Source organism: Microcoleus sp. Pol12B3 (assembly GCF_036701355.1).
GTDB lineage: Bacteria > Cyanobacteriota > Cyanobacteriia > Cyanobacteriales > Microcoleaceae > Microcoleus.
Genome location: NZ_JAUBQS010000020.1, coordinates 55,358 through 71,733, shown reverse-complemented (window position 1 = coordinate 71,733; position 16,376 = coordinate 55,358). Strand labels below are relative to the sequence as shown.

The window sequence follows — 16,376 nt, the reverse complement described above, 5'->3', positions numbered from 1 at the left end:
TGTTTGCCCCGCTCAATCATTGGAATCCTCTTTCAGCCAACGCTCGCGGTTACATTCATAAATCTCCTGTAAGATTTGTTTAACGTCATATCTCATTTTCCAGTTGGGATAGTGACTGGAAAATTTTGAATTATCGCTAATCCACCAAATGTGATCGCCAATTCGATTCCCTTCAGCATAAGTCCAATTAAACTTGCGTTCCGCAATTGCCTCGCACATTTGGATAGCTTCTAACATCGAACAATTGCTGTACCTGCCTCCTCCTGTATTATAAACTTGGGCACTTCTGGGAGCTTTATAAAATTCATAAAATGCCGAAATTAAATCCGCGCTGTGAATGTTATCGCGGACTTGCTTGCCTTTGTAGCCAAACACAGTGTAAGGAGTTCCCGTGACAGCACACTTCATCAAGTATGCGAGGAAACCGTGCAATTGAGCTCCTGAGTGATTTGGACCCGTCAAACAGCCGCCGCGAAAACAAGCGGTGTTCATATTAAAATATCGACCGTATTCTTGAACTAAAACGTCAGCAGCTACCTTAGAAGCACCAAACAAACTGTGCAAGCACTGATCTATTGACATATCTTCCCGAATGCCGCCTTCGTAAGTATGCCCGGGTTCAATTTCCCACCTGTGTTCTAATTCAATTAAAGGCAAACTGTTAGGCGTATCGCCGTATACTTTGTTTGTAGAAGTGAAAATAAAAACAGCTTTGGGACAGTACAGACGAGTTACTTCTAGAAGATTGAGAGTGCCGTTGGCATTGACTGTAAAGTCTATTTTCGGAGCACGGGAAGCCCAATCATGGCTGGGCTGGGCTGCTGTGTGAATTACTAATTCGATTGACTCGCCGTACCGCTGAAAGATATTGGTAATCGCTTCATAGTCGCGAATGTCCACATCTAAGTGATAATACTTGGTACCCAAAGACTTTTCGAGAAGTTGGCGGTTCCAGTTTGTAGAACCATCAGCACCAAAAAAGAACTGGCGCATATTATTGTCGATTCCAACTATATCTAAGCCTTGTTTGGCAAAGAACTTACACGCCTCAGATCCAATTAAACCCGCCGAGCCAGTAATGATTGCAACGCCCACGTTTCACCGCCTGAAAAAATATAGTTTTCTTTGTTTTGCCCGATCGAACAAATCAGAAGTTATCCTGATTTTCCATCGAATACATCTTCGCACAATTGGGCGAAGAATAGACCTTTAACATCCCAATCATAGATTTCCCTGACGCGCGTTTGACCCGATCGACCCAAGCGCGATCGCAATTCACGATCTTTGGCTAAACACACTATAGCTTCTGCTAGACCCTGCACAGTGCGATCGGGATCGGTAGCAGCCACTTTAATTCCCGTTTGCTCCGTCACTTGAGTAGCAGGTCCGCCCAAATCCAAACAAATCGTCGGACGGCCAACACCCATCATTTCCGTACACACAAAACCTCCAGAGTCATGCAAACTCGGATGGAGGAGAACGTGAGACTCCCCCATTTTAGAAAGAGTTGCAGTGCGAGATAAAGTTCCCCAAAAAAATACTTTATTTGCCAGTCCCAATTCTCTTACCAAAGTTTCCAAGCGCTGCCTTTCCGGGCCGTCTCCGACAATCCAGTATTCCGATTGTTCCAGATTCGCCTCCGCAAATGCACGGAGTCCTAAGTGCACCCCTTTCCAGTGTAAGAGACGACCGACACTGATGAATCTAATTGGTTGCTCCGGCGGGGTAGGAAATTTCTCTAGTTCTTGAATTTCCTGCTGCGATAAACCAACTTGCGAGAAAATCTTCACGTTTTTTGCTTTGAGAAATCGCAGTCTGGCAGCGGTTTCTTCCGTAGTTGCCAGCGCCACAGCACTGCGACGCGCCGTCAGCCCCACAAACGGATCGCGTTCTCCTACGCTTTGAGCCAATGCCCGCAGCGTTTCGTAAATTTTGCCCCGGCGGCTAAAATCTTGCCAAAAAGCCTTTGGTGCTGCTTCTGCACCCCCCACAGGCCCCCAAATAAAAGGATGTGGCAACAGCGCCAAGAAACTGGGAGACCAATGTTTGACATAAGTTACGTGATGTACGATGTCAAAACCAATTTCGCGATCGAGCTTCCGAGCGATAAAATAAGCCCAGATTTGCCACAGATAGTAGTGAAGTTGGAGCAATCCTTGTTTCCCCTTCCAATCTTCGCTCCACCCAAAAGGATCGAAATAAACAAAGTGCAGGTTGGGCACTGGGTTGCGCTCTAGTTCTGCTTCAATGTACGATCGACAAAACGTTCGAGTAAATACCCAACTTTCGTGATGTTTAGCAGATTGGATAACAGTATTCCATCCTACCCCCTCTTCGGATCCGAGATTCGGTTCGCAAGCAAACGCAGATAATAAAACTTTCATGGCTAAGTGGTAATTGCTAATTGGTAATTGGTAATTTTTCCCTCTTCCCTCTTCCATCCCTCCGTTAAATCATTTAAAAAATCCGTTGCCGAACTTCTTTCACCTATTGTCCATCAAAAAAGATGTAACTTCGACGTAAGCTTTAGCTGCTGTTTCTGGCGTTTTTTGAGAAATTATCTGTTGTGAACGCTCTCCCATCGACTCAATCAAATCAGGATCATCTAGAAAAGTTTGCATTTTATCCGCTAACTCTTGAGCACTGCTAGGATCAAAAATATAACCGTTATCACCTGACATAATTAACTCATAGGAAGCTGCACCATGTGAACACAACACTGGTTTTCCGAACACCATCGCTTCCGGTACAACCATACCCCAGACATCCTCAAAAGTAGGAAACACAAAAATATCAGCTTGCTGAAAATAAGCACCCAAATTTCCGTATTCCACCCATCCAGCCCACGTTACTTGCTCTTCAAAACCGCGCTCTTTAATAAAAGCTTCTAGTTCTTCCCGCTGATCTCCCTTGCCAACAATCAACAGCGAATAATCAACATAACCTTGATTTTTAAGAATAGCGCAAGCTTCTAAAAGCGTTTTAATTCCCTTTCTCGCCGTGATCCGCCCTACATACAGAAAAATCGGGCGTTTTAACTGCACGTTCGGTGGCTGAGTTTGATCCAATCGTTTCAGCAAAGCTCGCGCATCAGGTACGAGATAGGTTCTGGTAAAAATTTTATCCTCCGGTACCTTGAGAACTTCCATCAGATATTTTTTACCCGCATTGCTATTGGCAACAAAAGCATCGGCAAACCGGACAAGGATGCGGCGCACAAATGTCCTAAAACTGGAATCTCGAAAGTCTGTATTTGGGGAACTACCATCGTAAATAATGGCAATTTTCCACCTTAGTAGCGGTTTTAAAAACGCAACAATTACAGTCCACAAAGAGAAAGCTTGGGGAAAGACCACATGAGGTCTAAAATTTAGCAAATAGCCGATAATACGAGGCGATACTACAATGAATCCGCGATCGTATCCTGTTTCTATCTTTTCCGTCTCGACAAATTTAGTCTCCCCTACCAACTGAATTGCCGATGCGCCCGGCAGGCTCGGATCGAACCCCGGCCAAACACGACCCGTATAAAATACAGTATGCTTAAAAATTTTCGTAAATTCCATCAAAACAGGCTGCCAGTAAGCTCCCAGTTCCACTTCCGGGACAAGCCAAGCAATGCGGATTTCATTTCTATCAACCATCCTATTCACCTTGAGTTTTGTTTTTAGCCAATCCCAGTTTACTCAACACTGAAAGCAAAACTAACCTACGATAAGGTAGCAGCCAATAAATTGGCCACAACCACCCACCATGTCGCTGAGTAAATACTTTCCACTCTTGAGCCGGTTGCAGGGTAGTATCTTTGAAAGATAAACCTTTCGGTTGGCTCATTTTATCCAATCCTTCGCTTAAATTATCAGCAGCGGTTTTAGTAACCTGGGGGTTGAGGGAACAAGTACCTAAATAGCCAGGAGCAATCCAAACTGTACATCCTTTCTGTCTGGCTCGTAAACCATAATCCCAATCGCCAATATAATGGACAAAAGCCGGATCGAGGTTGCCGACCATTTGCACAACATTGCGGGGAATTAATACGCAGTTGCCGTGCATAGTATCGCAGAGCTGAGGCTCTTTTGTTGGTTCTAGGACACCATATCGGAAGGGGTGCAAAGGGTTATTTCGCACAACACCGCCGTATGTTGTTTTACCCGTTTCTGGATCGCAGGTAGAACCACCAACGATTGCTTTCGTTTCTCCTTTTTCTGATATTTTTTGAGTGGTTTCTAGCAAGATACTTACGGTTTCTGGATAAATAAGAGTGTCATCATTTAACCATAGGTAATAGTCTGGATCATCTTTCATGGCTTCGCTGAAAGCCCTACGCATTCCCCCGTTCCAAAATAGGTTTCCGTCGCCGGAAAAAATATTGACTTGAGGATAGATTTGACGAACTGCCTCGCTGGTGCCGTCGGTACTGGCATCATCGACTAGATAGGCTACAATATCAACATCGGCTGGAAGTGCCTGCTTAAAAAGAGACTCTAAGCAAGCTAATGTTTTCTTTTTGCGGTTAAAGCAAGTTAAAAGGGCGGCGATTTTAGTACGGTTCATTATTCCCAATTGTGCGGCTTTTAACGATATGCAAGGTAAAATTTACCCAATAAAATTAGATTTTTATCTTTACTTGGGAGTTGACAGAACCTCGTTAAAAACAGACAAATAGCGATTTGCTTGTATCTCCAAGGTGAATTCTTGTTCCACTTTCTGGCGGGCGCGAATACAGAGTTTTTGATGTCGATTGGGATCTTCTAAAACCCAAGCAATTCCTCGCGCTAAGTCTTCTGTTTCATAAGGTTTAGCTAAATAGCCATTTGAGCAGTGTTCGATCATATCGGGCAGTCCCCCAATATTAAATGCGACGCAGGGGATGCCGCAAGCAAGAGCTTCCATGACTGTATTTGGCAAGTTATCTATCACGGAAGGGGCGACAAAAATATCTGCTGCTGCATAAACAGTGGCTAGGGCAATATCATCGGCGAGTCTCCCCAAATAGTGAGTTTTAAAACCAAGTTCAATGGGATTTTCTGGTTCAGAAGAGCCAAAAACCAGCAACTCTATCCGATCTTTCCAGCCTGATTTACTAAGGCTTTGTAAAGCGGGTACGAGCAAGTTAAATCCTTTCCAGCGATCGCCCATTCCACCTGCACCTCCAAAGAGTACAATTTGCTTATCTTGAGGCAAATTCAGGATTTCTCGCGCCCACTGACGATTTATGGGTTTGTACTTGTGAGTATCGATGCCATTAGGAATTATTTCAACTCGAAAATCTTTGAATAAAGAACTAGAATGAGCGCATTTCGCTAACCAAATACTAGGACTAACCAAAGTTAGGTTAAGCTTATCCCAAGCTTTAGCTTTCCGCTGCCACACCCACCGCGACAGATCCGAATCTTTCTTACTCTGAAGTTGGGGACAGCTACCACAAGATTGAGTGTAGCGATTGCAATCTTCACTGTAGTGACAGCCACCTGTAAAAGGCCACATATCATGCAGCGTCCAAACTAAGGGTTGCTTAAACTTGGGAATACTTTCTACTTGTAAATAACCCCCACAAACCCAGTGTAAATTAATAATATCAGGAGCGAGTACCCCTAGTCTATCCGATAGAGAATCTGGCAGCAATTCTGTAGAAAATATAACGGGGTTTCTCTGAGGGTAGAGCCGCAATGGTGCATTAGATAAAGTTGATATCATCTTGTCAAACTTAGCCCCAATACTATTTGGTGACGAAATTACATTGCGATCCCCACTACTCTTATTTTTTACCAGCATTTGCGAAGACACACCAATCCCCTGGAAACCTTGGTGCAGCCGATAAGCGGCGCGGGCAGCCCCCCCTTCACTATCAGAACTATTGAGAAGTACAACCTTCATTTCTCCTGCCTCTCCTCTAGATTTATAGGTGACTTTATCGGAATTGTTTCAAAAGTTTATCTCCTTTTTTTTGCACTTTTTTAAGAACTGCGGATCGTAATCAAATATTTTTTTTGTGTAAAATTATCTGCTTGCGTATCCCTAATTGCCAAAGGCGGGTGTTTCATTGGAAATGTTATAGCTTCTACAGGCATATTACTATAACGACTGTTGACATCCTCCGTATTAGTTCCCCCTACACCATGTCCGATATTAGACGCTAAATTAACATTCGCAAGAATCTTCATACCATTTTGAATAAAGTTAGCAAATGTCCACTGACCAGCCAAACTCTGTAATTTGTTTTCATAACAAACCTGAAAAATATTTTTCCCAACTTTTCCAGCATTGGAGTCTCCCAGTATATTCATCAAAAAATTACCATCCCGAATTTCCGGTCATAACTTCATATCTAAATCATAATGCTGCCAAGCTCGCGTCCAACTCGCCCAAATCCAGCAGTGATTATAGCGAGAAAAGTAGTAACTATAATCAGTTTTTTTTCGCCAAAACTGAACATTTTGACCAGAGATTGACAGAATCCGCTGAGCGTCTCGGTAACGCTCCAGCAATTCTTCAGCGAAGCGGAAAAAAGTAGGAGGAGGGATAAGTCATCCTCAAGAATAATTGCCTCTTCAACTCGATCAAATACCCAATTCATACCGCTAGACACCCGCAGGCGACAACCGAGATTTACGTATGCGTAATTCTTCAAAACTTCGCAGTCCCAATCTACTTTGTCAATAATAGCTCTAGCGGCCGCACATTTTTGATCTTCTTCAGGCCTATCTGGACATTGGCCGTCAGCAATTACTAGCAATTTGGGAGGTTTTGCCTGACGAATTGCCTCAAATACTCTAGCCGTTGTATCTAGACGTTTGAAGATGATAAAAGCGATGGGTGTTTGGATTTGGTAATTGAACATTTCTTCGACTCTACTTTTCCTAGTAGTCTTCTACATCTGAATTAACCAGATCAGCAGTCATCTGTGATTTAAAGTTAAACCACTTCTGAAGCATTACAGCCGCTATGAATGCCAGTGTATCATTGCTAGTCTGATAGGGCAAAAATCTATAGCGAAAACTAGCCATTCTCGGGTCACTTTCTTGGTATAAAATATCTTGGGCAAAGTTCCCCCAACGCTCATCAATCAAATCAATTGTCATACCAGCATGAGCAGAAGGTAGCAACATATTAGAGCCGTGAAGACCAATTACTAAGCGGCTGTGTGAATAAACACGGCATATTTCCTTTTCAACTTTTTCATTAAAACTATCCACTCTGTAATCTTCAATCCATTCTGGGAAATTAGTTTTTGTCCCCAAACCAGCTACTGCAAATTTTGCTTCTGGTACTTGCAACCTGATTTTCTCAAATAACTGCTGAATTTTAAAATTTTGCAATGGCAATGCCCTTTCTCGTTGATTTAGCTTTTTCAGAACTCGGAACAGCCCACTGTTAACTAATAAACGATCTTCCCGCCAAATAAAAGTAATTCTTGTTTCTGGTTCATTAAATTTGTGTTTGGGGACTCTAGTAAACCGCGTGATGTCAAACTGACTAGGATGAGAATGGGCTTCACTGACATAAATTTCATCAAAGCGTTTAGTTTCTTCCTCAACAAACTCGGCGAAGCTAGGATAGTAAGTTTGACCATTTTTTAAAGAAACAGGTACTGTCCAGACTTCTGCAACTTCATCAGGAACCATCCACCTTAGAAACTTAGGAACTATCACAACTAACCCGCAGTCAGAGTTGCATTCTAAGTGCCTTTGTGCATTTAGCAACTTGAGCAGAGAGTGACCGTAAAGATGATCGATACAGTTTAAGATAATTGCCCGATTGCAAGGTTTAAAAATTTCCTTGACTATCTCAAGTTTATCTGATTGAGGATTTTGGAGTGAATTGAGTAATGGTTTGCCTAACCATTCTTTTCTGTAAGGAACCGCCGCAAAAATTTCTTTTTTGATTAAATTAACTTGAAGGTAGTTGTTCACTCCATGACCTACTCTCAACTCGTCGATTATTTCGCTGCCACATCCCCCGCACTTACAGTCCAGAAGAATATGTATCCCTTGCCACAAAATATTTTTGGGATTGAGTTGCGTCCCGCAATAGGGGCAATTGGAGCGCTGTTCGATTTTAGGTTTAATTTGAATCACTTTACTAATCCTCTGATTCTACAAGCTGCCTTGTATAAGTTAAGGGATCGCCAGATGAAATTTGCGAAGGGGCGCAATTCCTTAATCAAGAAATTGACTAATATAATCACGTAAAAATAAGTTATCAGAGTAGCCATTGTTGCTCCAAAAGCTCCATACTTTGGAATCAGCCAAAAGTTCAACGCTACATTAAAAATAGAGCCGACTACAGTCAAGTAAAGACCGTAGCGCAACTGAGCTTCTATGTTCAAATATGTACTCCGTGCTACTCCAAAGTTACTGCCAAATTGGGCCCAAACATATAGTGAGAGTACCGCTGCTGACTTCGCATAGTTTTCACCGTAAAGCAGATGCACTATCCATGGAGAAAGTAATGATATCGGTATGGCCACTCCCAACCATAAAAATATCATAATATCCGAGTAAATTTGAAATTTATTTAGATATTCTTCATAATTTGTCTTTCTCAAATTCGCTAATTTGGGAAAAATAGAGCTTGATAAAATCATCGGCAAGAAATCGCAGATTTCAGAAATTTTAACAGCGGCAGCATAATAGCCCAGTTCAGCATTTTTATTCATCGCACCGAGCATGATCTGATCGGTTTTTGAGTACAGATAAATTGCCAATCCCGATAAAATTATCGGCCAACTCTCTGATAGCAGTTCCTTACACCGATCCCAACTGAATTGCCAATCCTTAATTTTATTGCCAGTAAGCTTATAAAAATATACATAAGCCATTCCTACCAATGCTACCTCTGCCAATCGAACCCAGGCGAAGGCAAGCAGGGGGGCTTTAATTGTCACTAACCCAATTCTGACAGCAGCAACTAAAAAACATATCGAATTTTTAGCCAACACTGTATACTTTGACTGGATTTGGGACTGAAACCAAAAATTGATAGCCTCAAAAGCATTAAATATAGTTCCTGCTGCGATGATACCTACCAGCCACCGAGTCAGAGTGTCGTTGGGCTTGAGTAGCGCAATCACGGTGACAGTTAACACCAAAGTGATGCAGCCACCAGTAAATTGCAGTCCGAAAGCAGTTCCCAGGGTTTCATTTTTGCATTCTGGGTCGCGAGCGATATTCCTCACTACCAGAGTACCCAAGCCCATAGTTGCTACCGAACTAAACAGCGACACAAAGGCGATCGCGTAGTTGAGCAATCCAAATTGTGTGGGACCGAGATAGCGAGCCACCCAAAGGCCTACAACCAGACCTAGACCCATCTGCAAGATTTGGTCAGTGAACAGCCAAGCTATGTTGCTGAGTACCTGGCGCAGACCCGGACCAAGCTTTTGACCCATACCAGCCAACTTGTCTAACATCGGCAATTTAAAAATTTTACCAAAAAATAATACATTTTTTGAACTTTTTGCAATCTAGCCAAAGTAGTAATGATTTATAGTATATCATAAAGATTAGCACTTATGCAGGATTTATACCAATCACCCTAACTACAACTTTTACCACTATGTATTCTAAAATTTCAAATACCCTACGATTCGTTTAACCTAAATGAGTATTATTACTCGCTTAGGTTAGCTCATTTGCTAGAACAACTGATGAGATTTGTAGGTGGGGTTTAACTAACCTAACTCCTATCCCTACAAATCCAAAGGTGAAAGTATAATCCCTAGTTTACTGGCTATGATCCACTATGCTAAAGCAGGATTAAAAGGCAGAATAGAACTACTGAGAGCCAAACTTGGTAAATGTTGAGCAAGCAGTCTAGGCGTAGTGAAAACAAAAAGGATGATAAGTTGGAGTTTAATATATGAAAACACCTGTGGCTTTTTTTGGATTTAATCGCCCTCATACAACAGAGAGGGTATTTGCAGCGATTCGAGAAGTTAAACCGCCCAAACTTCTACTTGTGGTTGATGGACCACGCTCTGATAAGCCAGAGGAAGCTGAAAAATGTGCTGAGGTAAGGGCCATAATTGAAAAAGTGGACTGGGACTGTCAAGTTTATAAAAATTATGCTGAGGCTAATATGGGCTGTAAGCACAGGGTAGCTAGTGGGTTAGATTGGGTATTTAATACAGTAGAAGAAGCAATTATTGTCGAAGATGATTGCTTGCCCAATCCATCTTTTTTTCAATTTTGTGAAGAAATGCTGGATTTATATAGAAATGAACCCAGGGTAATGATGATTAGTGGGACTAATTATTTGGAGGAATGGAAATCCGATAGGCAAAGTTATCATTTTTCTTATTATGGAGGTATTTGGGGCTGGGCTTCTTGGCAGAGGGCATGGCAATTTTATGATATTAATATGCAGGCTTGGAGCAATCCTGACGTGAAAGCAAAAATTAAAGCTATACTGGCTGATGAGGCTCAGTATAAAATTAGAGCGCGGGATTTGGAAAATACTTTTCAGGGTAAGGTAGATACGTGGGATTTTCAATGGAGTTTTGCTCGCTTGGCTCAAGGGGGCTTGTCGATCGTGCCTTGTGTCAATTTGGTGGCTAATTTAGGTTTTGGGTTAGCAGCTACTCATACTGGAACTCTCAATAAGGAAATAGCAGAAATGAAACAATTAGATTTAAGGTTTCCTCTTGAAATCAATGATAATCTGATGGCCGATCGAGAGTACGATAGATTAATGTTTAAAAAACTATTTATCAGCCATGAGAGTTTGATTGATAAGGTGATAAAACACTTAAAAAAAATTCCCGATAAACTTTGGTTAAAATGATTTTGGCGAAGCGTAATGAAATGATACGAAATATCACTGTCAACTTACTCTACTTAATAAAAAATAGGCTATGAAAACTATCTCAATCTTGGATACCTCAATCTGTAGCTCTAATTTAGGAGACCAGATCATTATGGATGCAGTGAATAGCATTTTATATGAGATGTTTCCCGATCGACTATTTATTAATTTTCCTACCCATGATGTCATATCGAGCGATTCTTACCGCTTGATGAGAAAAAGCAGTTTAATTTTTGTCGGTGGTACTAATTTATTGTCTTCTAACATGAACTCCTATAATCAATGGAAGGTCAATTTAATGGACTCTCTATTTATTACAGATATTACCCTAATGGGTGTGGGATGGTGGCAATACCAAAATCAGCCTAATTTATATACCAAAATTTTGTATAAACGGCTATTAAATAAAGAATATCTGCACTCAGTGAGAGACAGTTACACAGAAAAACAGCTAAAAGCGATCGGGATTAATAATGTAATTAATACTGCTTGTCCTACTATGTGGAAATTAACAGAGGAACATTGTGTCCAAATTCCTCAAGGTAAAGCAGAGTCAGTATTAGTTACTTTTACTGAGTATAATCAAAATCCTAGTTTTGATAAGCAGTTAGTGGAATTACTGAAACAGGAATATAAGTTAATTTATTACTGGACCCAACAGCCCAAAGATTATCAGTACATGAAAGATATATGTGGCGAGCGAGCGATTTATCTTAATCCTAGCTTATCAGCTTTAGATAGCGCTTTGTCTCAGTATCCCGTTGATTATGTAGGGACACGATTACACGCTGGGATTAGAGCTTTACAATATAAAAGGAGAACTTTAATTCTGTCAGTTGATAATCGCGCTACAGAAATTTCTAAAGATACTAATTTGCCAGTCGTACAAAGAAATGATTTAAACAGTGTGGCTAATTGGATTAATACTAAAAAACAAACTTTACTAAAAATCCCTTTAACAGCCATTAATGAGTGGAAAAAGCAATTTTTAGCGACTGTCAATAATTCTTAGCTAACCTCTTACGCATTTAAAATGTATATTCTAGCAAGCGAGGACGCTTACACTGCAAGGATTTCACGGTTACCCAATAACCTATTTAGATGCTTAATTAGGGCTTGGTGAAAAAGTGACCCAAGAGGAACACAAGGATGAATGAGGTAATGAAGTAACAATGATTAATAAGCTTTTTTATCCCTCATTAACCCAGCGATTATTTTTCTTAATCATCCCAGCCCCAAAAGTTATGTTTGGGAAAAATTGGACAAAAAACTCCCAAAAAATCTTTCTCAGTATCCGAGACAGATTCATCACTAAAAAAGTGATGGCTATGACAGTTTAAGCCGTATCTGCTAGTTTAGCCATGACTCGACCGATACTAAATCTCCGTTTCCCTTCTCCAAATTTACCCTCAATCGCATTCCTAATTTTCTCATTTTCTGAGGCTTGCTTTTGCACTTCTTTGCTCACATTTAATGGTGGTCTTCCTAACAGCGGTCCACTGGTTCTGATTCCTCTTTCTTTGCACCAAGCTCGGTTCTCTCTGGTTCGATAAATATTTTCTACATGAACCGATTCGGGATAAAATTCTGTGAATTCTTTGTAAGCTTCTACTTGGGGCTTGCTGGATAAGTGCAGAAAGCTTACACGGCCAGGTTATGCGATCGTGCGATAGAGAAAAGTGTGCAAGATAAACAGGTAAAATAGTACAAAACCTTTGCATTACCCAGTACGCTCGTGTACAGAAAAGCTGAGCTTGCTCCCCCCTCACCCTCCGACTTTGAACTCCCCTCATGTGGAAGGTTGTCACCAGATAACCGTTGGGTAAAAATCGCCCAACTCATCCCGTGGTCAGAATTTGAAGCAGAATATGCTAAAAACTTCCCCACAGAAATGGGGTCACCAGCCAAATCGTTTAGGATGGCATTGGGGGCATTAATCATCAAAGAAAAATTAGGAATTAGCGATCGCAAAACGGTAGAACAGATCCGGGAAAACCCCTATCTACAATACTTTATCGGTCAATCAAGCAGAGCTTAATGAACTCGCATTTGACCCATTACTATTGGTTCACTTTCGCCAAAGAATTAGTCCGAACTTAATTAATAAAGTGAACGAACGCATGGTCGAAAAAATGCGCTCCATCACCGAGCGAGCGTCAAAACCGAAAAAAAAAGAATTCGGACGCAAAAATGAGTCACTCAATCGAGGAAAGTTGATCGTAGATGCAACCTGTGCCCCAGCGGACATTAGCTATCCGAGCGACTTAGGACTATTAAACGGAACCCGAGTTTACACCGAAAAAATCATAGATATTCTCTATAAACCGCTCAAAGGTCAAATCCTGAAAAAACCAAGAACTTACCGTAATCTCGCCCGAAAAGATTACTTATTAATAGCAAAACAAATAAGACCATTACGAAAAAAACACACACAAGCAATTAAAAAAAAACTCCAATATATTAAAAAAAAACTTCGCTCATATTGAACAGCTAATTGATTCAGGTGCGAGCTTAGAATGTTTGAATAAAAAGCAATATAAAACTTTGCTAGTCCTCACAGAAGTCTATCGCCAACAACATTGGTTATTTGAAAATAACAAGCAGAGCATAGAGGATAGAAGAGTAAGTTTAAGCCAACCCCACATCCGTCCCACAGTCAGAGGGAAAGCCGAAAAAAGCGTAGAGAGGCGAGCAAAACTGTCAGCGATTTGCTTTGAAGGATATGTATTTTTATACCGGATGAGTTGGGATAATTTTAACGAATCAGTGGATTTAAAAGCCCAAGTAGAAGCTTACAAAGAATTCACAGAATTTTATCCAGAATCCGTTCATTCCGATCGTATTTATCGAACCAGAGAGAACCGAGCTTGGTGCAAAGAAAGAGGAATCAGAATCAGTAGACCGCCGCTAGGAAGACCACCATTAAATGTGAGTAAATAAGTGCAAAAGCAAGCCTCAGAAGATGAGAAAATTAGGAATGCGATTGAGGGTAAATTTGAAGAAGGGAAACGGAGATTTAGTATCGGTCGAGTCATGGCTAAACTAGCAGATACGGCTCAAACTGTCATAACCATCACTTTTTTAGTGATGAATAGACCTCTTGCAAAAGTCATTCTGAAAGGTTAAGTTCATAGTTATAGATACCTGCAATCAGGTTGAAGCGTAAACCAAATCTACGTCGGCGATTTCGGTAATGTTCCGACAGAATACGAAAAATTTTCAGTTTCCGATTGACGTGTTCAATGACAATACGTTGAGTTGCCAGAGTACGGTTTTCCTGCCGTCGAACCTTAGATAAATTAGAGCTTTTGGACTTTTTAGTAGGGATCTGACTATTGGCAAGAAGTTTCCCAATTCCTTGATAACCCTTGTCACGCCAAAGCTTCATTGTAGTGGCTAACCTGACTTTACTCGTCTTGAATAGTCACCAGGAATGCCTTCTGCCTTTACCATGAGCTATGCAGATAATTGCTCCCGTCTTTTGATTGACCACTAATGGTGACTTCAAGGTGTGATACTTTTTTTTTGCCCGAAAACACTTGTCGTTGTTTTTTTTTGGACGCTCGACTGGACTTTCGGGCGTTGCTGATTCTGGCGTATGAATAAACTTTTCACTTGATGTTACAAAACTCACTCTACTTGGCTTATAGCCATTCCGAAAACTTGAATTCATACTTGTATTCAGCAACGCCGACTTTCGGTCACATCGACCACAACCACTTCTAAAACTGAGTCAGGTTGTCGCAGTGCTTTCTTTCCGGGTAAGCTAAACCGACCTGAACGAATCAATGTATCCTCTACGTGCCTCACGATCCGGAACGCAGTCGATTCATTGATATTCCAGCTTTGAGCAATGTGAAAGTAGGTAGGGCTTGCTGAATAAGCGCCATCAGGTGGCGCTGCCTGAGTGTCGATCGGCAGAACGAGACTCAGGTGCAAGGAAAACAGATAAAATGGCACAGAACCCTTGCACCACCGTTGACACTCGTGTACCGAAAACTTGACCCAGATAGCACCCTACCAGAAAGCTTTAATTTTCCTCATGGTGGAAAATTAGCCTCAGACAACCGTTGGGTAACGATGGCCCAACTTATTCCGGGCGTCGGAATTTGAATCAGAATATGCTCAAAATTTTGCCTCATCTATAGGAGCACCCGCTAAATCTTTTCGGATGGCATTGGGGGCATTAATCATCAAAGAAAAATTAGGAACCAGCGATCGCGCTCGCGGTAGAACAAATACGGGAAAACCCATACCTACAATACTTTATTGGTCTCTCATCTTACAGCAATGAAATCCCGTTTGATGCCTCTCTATTGGTTCATTTTAGACACAGAATAAGTATCAATCTGGTCAATAAACTGAATCAAAAAATGGTGAAAAAGCTCCGAGAAGCAACCACCCCTCAATCTGAATCAAATAAAAAAGAACCAGAAGAACCGAGTGACAGTGTACTCCGAGGAAAATTACTGTTAGATGCGACCTGTGCCAGCGCCGATATTACCTATCCCACAGACATCAGCATTCTCGATCGAGCCAGGATGCAAACAGAAAAGATTGTAGATATCCTATATAAATCGATTCAAGAACTCTGCCAGAAAAAACCCCGAACCTACCGGAACAAAGCACGTAAAGACTACCTATCCATTACCAAGCAGCCCCGACCGTCGCCGAGTAAAAAAAGAACCGCGATAAAAAAAACAACTGCAATACATCAAAAGAAATCTCTGTCATATTGAAAGATTAATCGAGTTAGGAGCTAATTTAAAGAACTTGAGTAAACGGCAATACAAGCTGCTGCTGGTGTGTCATGAAGTTTACAGACAACAAGCATGGATGTACGAACACAAGACAAATAAAGTTGACGATATAATTGTAAGTTTAACACAACCCCACGTTCGTCCTATAGTTAGAGTAAAAGTAGGAAAACATACAGATTTTGGAGCTAAACTATCTGCGAGCAGCTTTGAAGTTTATGTATTTTTAGATCGAATTAGCTGGGACAAATTCAATTAATCAGGAGACTTAATCGCTAAAGTAGAAGCATTTAAAGAATTCACAGGACATTACCCAGAATCGGTTCACGTTGACAAGATTTACCGCACGCTCGACAATCTAGCGGGCGTGTAAAAAAAACGGAATTAGGATGAGTTATCCGCCCTTAGGAAGACCGCCCGCTCACGTCAGTAAAGAGAAAAAAAAGCAAGCAGCAGAAGATGAAAGAGTCCGCCAAGCAATTGAGGGAAAATTTGGGTAAGTAAAGAGAAGATTTAGCCTATATCGAGTGATGGTTAAACTCGATAATACCTCTCTAACAGCGATTGCAATTACTTTTTTGCTGATGAATCTTGTCGCAGGATTGAAAAGATTATTGTGGCTTGTTTTGTGTCAATTTTCATCAGTAACAATTGGTTACGGGTCAGCGATAATCAAAAATTATGTGTGCGGCAGCCAACTCAAACAAAAACTTAACTTGTTGGCTTGCTCGAACTTGCGATCGAACTTTTTTTGAGTTTTCTTGACTTATTCAGCAAGCCCTATTTAGTGAAACAACTGACGGTTGAGGGCGG

Annotated in this window: 12 protein-coding genes and 4 pseudogenes; 4 read left to right on the top strand and 12 right to left on the bottom strand. The window is 41.2% G+C overall.

The genetic code is table 11. From position 1 onward, the window contains the following. Positions 1-12 precede the first annotated feature (12 nt). From QUA53_RS12615 to QUA53_RS12575, 9 genes are all read right to left on the bottom strand, one after another. Positions 13-1,095 carry an NAD-dependent epimerase/dehydratase family protein gene (locus QUA53_RS12615; RefSeq protein ID WP_333097636.1) on the bottom strand — a complete coding sequence of 361 codons (1,083 nt, stop codon included), beginning with the start codon at positions 1,093-1,095 and terminating at the stop codon, positions 13-15. Between the two features lie 59 nt (positions 1,096-1,154). Beyond that, positions 1,155-2,441 (bottom strand): glycosyltransferase, encoded by a 1,287-nt coding sequence (locus QUA53_RS12610; protein ID WP_333219863.1) that lies wholly within the window; start codon positions 2,439-2,441, stop codon positions 1,155-1,157. A 42-nt stretch (positions 2,442-2,483) separates the two neighbouring features. Further along, positions 2,484-3,644 (bottom strand): glycosyltransferase family 4 protein, encoded by a 1,161-nt coding sequence (locus QUA53_RS12605; RefSeq protein WP_333097639.1) that lies wholly within the window; start codon positions 3,642-3,644, stop codon positions 2,484-2,486. Between the two features lies 1 nt (position 3,645). After that, positions 3,646-4,554, bottom strand: coding sequence for a glycosyltransferase family 2 protein (locus QUA53_RS12600; RefSeq protein WP_333097640.1), 909 nt, complete (start codon positions 4,552-4,554; stop codon positions 3,646-3,648). Positions 4,555-4,623: 69 nt separating this feature from the next. Further along, complete coding sequence (locus QUA53_RS12595; protein ID WP_333097641.1) at positions 4,624-5,877, bottom strand: glycosyltransferase family 4 protein; 1,254 nt, start codon at positions 5,875-5,877, stop codon at positions 4,624-4,626. 80 nt (positions 5,878-5,957) lie between these two features. Further along, complete coding sequence (locus QUA53_RS12590) at positions 5,958-6,287, bottom strand: hypothetical protein (protein WP_333097642.1); 330 nt, start codon at positions 6,285-6,287, stop codon at positions 5,958-5,960. 41 nt (positions 6,288-6,328) lie between these two features. After that, the gene (locus tag QUA53_RS12585; protein ID WP_333097643.1) at positions 6,329-6,841 is read right to left on the bottom strand and encodes a hypothetical protein; all 513 of its coding nucleotides are present in this window, start codon (positions 6,839-6,841) and stop codon (positions 6,329-6,331) included. Positions 6,842-6,860: 19 nt separating this feature from the next. Next, on the bottom strand, positions 6,861-8,078 hold the full coding sequence (locus QUA53_RS12580) for a hypothetical protein (RefSeq protein ID WP_333097644.1): 1,218 nt from the start codon (positions 8,076-8,078) through the stop codon (positions 6,861-6,863). Beyond that, positions 8,075-9,412, bottom strand: a complete 1,338-nt coding sequence (locus QUA53_RS12575) for a flippase (protein WP_333097645.1) — start codon at positions 9,410-9,412, stop codon at positions 8,075-8,077. Before QUA53_RS12575 ends, QUA53_RS12580 begins: the two co-directional genes overlap by 4 nt. Positions 9,413-9,861: 449 nt before the next feature. Here QUA53_RS12575 and QUA53_RS12570 point away from each other — a divergent pair, with 449 nt between their 5' ends. Both QUA53_RS12570 and QUA53_RS12565 read left to right on the top strand, forming a co-directional pair. Then, positions 9,862-10,785 (top strand): glycosyltransferase family 2 protein, encoded by a 924-nt coding sequence (locus QUA53_RS12570; protein WP_333097647.1) that lies wholly within the window; start codon positions 9,862-9,864, stop codon positions 10,783-10,785. A 70-nt stretch (positions 10,786-10,855) separates the two neighbouring features. Further along, positions 10,856-11,818, top strand: coding sequence for a polysaccharide pyruvyl transferase family protein (locus QUA53_RS12565; protein WP_333097648.1), 963 nt, complete (start codon positions 10,856-10,858; stop codon positions 11,816-11,818). A 177-nt stretch (positions 11,819-11,995) separates the two neighbouring features. On the opposite strand, the pseudogene QUA53_RS12560 reads toward QUA53_RS12565, so the two are convergent. Continuing rightward, positions 11,996-12,427: pseudogene (locus QUA53_RS12560) on the bottom strand (transposase); the annotation flags it as partial. 114 nt (positions 12,428-12,541) lie between these two features. Between QUA53_RS12560 and QUA53_RS12555 the strand changes: the two are divergent. Continuing rightward, positions 12,542-13,899, top strand: a pseudogene (locus QUA53_RS12555) (IS5 family transposase); the annotation flags it as partial. Between the two features lie 16 nt (positions 13,900-13,915). Here the strand turns inward: QUA53_RS12555 and QUA53_RS29205 are convergent. Both QUA53_RS29205 and QUA53_RS12550 read right to left on the bottom strand, forming a co-directional pair. Then, complete coding sequence (locus QUA53_RS29205; RefSeq protein WP_445304949.1) at positions 13,916-14,194, bottom strand: transposase family protein; 279 nt, start codon at positions 14,192-14,194, stop codon at positions 13,916-13,918. A gap of 311 nt (positions 14,195-14,505) precedes the next feature. Beyond that, a pseudogene (locus tag QUA53_RS12550) lies at positions 14,506-14,673 on the bottom strand (transposase family protein); the annotation flags it as partial. A gap of 120 nt (positions 14,674-14,793) precedes the next feature. Here QUA53_RS12550 and QUA53_RS12545 point away from each other — a divergent pair. Continuing rightward, positions 14,794-16,318, top strand: a pseudogene (locus QUA53_RS12545) (IS5 family transposase). Positions 16,319-16,376: the final 58 nt, after the last annotated feature.